The sequence below is a fragment of the Thermogladius sp. genome, from assembly GCF_049970955.1.
Classification (GTDB): domain Archaea; phylum Thermoproteota; class Thermoprotei_A; order Sulfolobales; family Desulfurococcaceae; genus Thermogladius.
The window spans coordinates 1-1,780 of sequence record NZ_JBMFLY010000116.1; the positions used below are offsets into that span (position 1 = coordinate 1).

The 1,780-nt window shown below is 58.1% G+C and carries 4 protein-coding genes; all 4 read right to left on the bottom strand.

Annotated features, from left to right (window positions below):
• Window positions 1–3: 3 nt before the first annotated feature.
• From ACP5VX_RS07180 to ACP5VX_RS07195, 4 genes are read right to left on the bottom strand one after another with little or no spacing between them, the layout of a single operon-like run.
• Window positions 4–366, bottom strand: a complete 363-nt coding sequence (locus tag ACP5VX_RS07180) for a hypothetical protein (protein WP_428725196.1) — start codon at window positions 364–366, stop codon at window positions 4–6.
• Window positions 367–411: 45 nt separating this feature from the next.
• On the bottom strand, window positions 412–1,164 hold the full coding sequence (locus ACP5VX_RS07185) for an NTP transferase domain-containing protein (RefSeq protein ID WP_428725197.1): 753 nt from the start codon (window positions 1,162–1,164) through the stop codon (window positions 412–414).
• Window positions 1,137–1,367, bottom strand: a complete 231-nt coding sequence (locus ACP5VX_RS07190; RefSeq protein ID WP_428725198.1) for a hypothetical protein — start codon at window positions 1,365–1,367, stop codon at window positions 1,137–1,139. The genes ACP5VX_RS07185 and ACP5VX_RS07190 overlap by 28 nt, the downstream gene beginning before the upstream one ends.
• The gene (locus ACP5VX_RS07195; RefSeq protein WP_428725199.1) at window positions 1,364–1,705 is read right to left on the bottom strand and encodes a hypothetical protein; all 342 of its coding nucleotides are present in this window, start codon (window positions 1,703–1,705) and stop codon (window positions 1,364–1,366) included. Before ACP5VX_RS07195 ends, ACP5VX_RS07190 begins: the two co-directional genes overlap by 4 nt.
• Window positions 1,706–1,780 lie beyond the last annotated feature (75 nt).

Consider the following 1,780-nt stretch of genomic DNA (forward strand, 5'->3'; position numbering starts at 1 on the left):
GGTCTAGGCGTAGTCGATGTTCCTGCCGGCGACCATGTAGATCATGGCTCGCACGAAGGCGTAGCCGACTATCACGGAGATTATCGCGACCAGCCATGACGGGGCTCCCATCCTCGTGGCGATCGCTGGGGGTAGTGTAAGGACTATCGCGGTCATGTTCATGAAGGCCGCGACGCCCCACGCGAAGTCTCCGAGCATGTTCACGATGCTTGCAAGCGGGCCTGTGTAGTTGTAGAACCTGGTTGGAGGCGTGATCTTGGGTATTCCGAGGTCGGTGTTGATGTTTGGGAAGGGGTTGAGTATCAGGGCTACGGGGATGGCTAGGCTTATGGACACGAGCCCCATTAGAATCTCCCATACCCTCATAACCTATACCTGAAAAGAATACAGGGAGAAGCCTTATTTAAACTCTTACTGCTGGGAGACAATGGGGCCCGCGAAGCTACTAAACCTTAACAGCCTCTTGACGCGTGGTATGTCGGCGGGCGTCTCGAGGCTCGCCACGCTGTCCACCGGCGCGTGGTACGCCGGGATCCAGCCCTTGTAGACGCGTGCAACGGCGTCCTCGATGTCCATCACCGTGTCCACGCCCCCCTCTTGCTCGTCAATAAACCCGGAAATCTTCTCCAGGGCTGTGCGTCCAAACACGTATACGCCGGCCGGGACTTGCGCCTCTATCGGCACTAGCTTGCCTCCCTTCTGCTCGTACCTGTAGCCGTAGACGCGGTAGGGGTCTATGAGCATGGCTAGCTCGAGCCCGACAGTCCTGTAGAAGATGACCAGGTCTAGGATCAACTGGGGCGTCTGGAGGATCGTGTCCGCGTACGTGACCACAACCGGGTCGCCCTTCAAGACCCCGCGCCTGTACATGTCGCGTAGCGAGACCGCGGTGCCCCTCGCCTCCTCGTCGACGTGCCATACAATGTCGCGTTTACGGCTCGTGGCCGGCTCGACCGCCTCCCTGACAGCGTCGGCTTCAAGCCCCAGGGAGACTACGAGCCGGTACGGGACTAGCTCGTCGACCATCAAGACGTGCCACGCGACCAGCGGGGCGTCGTAGATAGCCGTGAGTAGCTTCTGTACGCGTCCGTAGCGGGTGGAGGGCCCGCCGGCCATCACTACGAAGTCTACTCCGTCTAGCGAGTCTGGTCTCGACCTCGCCATGTCTTTACACCCCCCTCTACAAGTATTGGCTCCAGGACAATCCTGTCCTGGTAGACCAGGAGCCTCACGATCTCGGCCTCCTTGAGCACCTCGCGGTAGACGCGAGAGGGTATGTTGACGTAGTAGCTGTAGTACTCCTTGTCGCCGTATGGGCTACGCGACACGTGCTTGCGTATCCTAGCCCTGTACGTCTCCGGCATCACTTCACGGTCACCTCCAAGTCCCGTGGGCGACGGGTGAAGACTATCTCCCGTCTCTCCTCGACTATCTTCTCGACGTACCACTCCCTCCCCAGGCGATCCCTGACGGGCGTTTTCTGCTGCATTAAAAGCTTGAGCTTCTCGTATAGTCGCCTGTACTCGTGCTGGTAGCTCATCATACGCATCCACTTGTCCCTAACCCCGGGGAGGAGCTTCTTAGGCCTGAGCACGAACGACAAGCCCTTCTGCTCCGTCAAGACGTCTACAAGGCGCGCCTCGGGGTCGTAGAACTTCGGGCGCGCGAACTCAAACTCAAGCCAGCCGTAATCTTGTAAGCTCATGTTTTTCACCGCGAGTATACTACTGAAAGAGAAATATTTATTAATAACGGGTGAAAAGACTACAGGACTGTCACA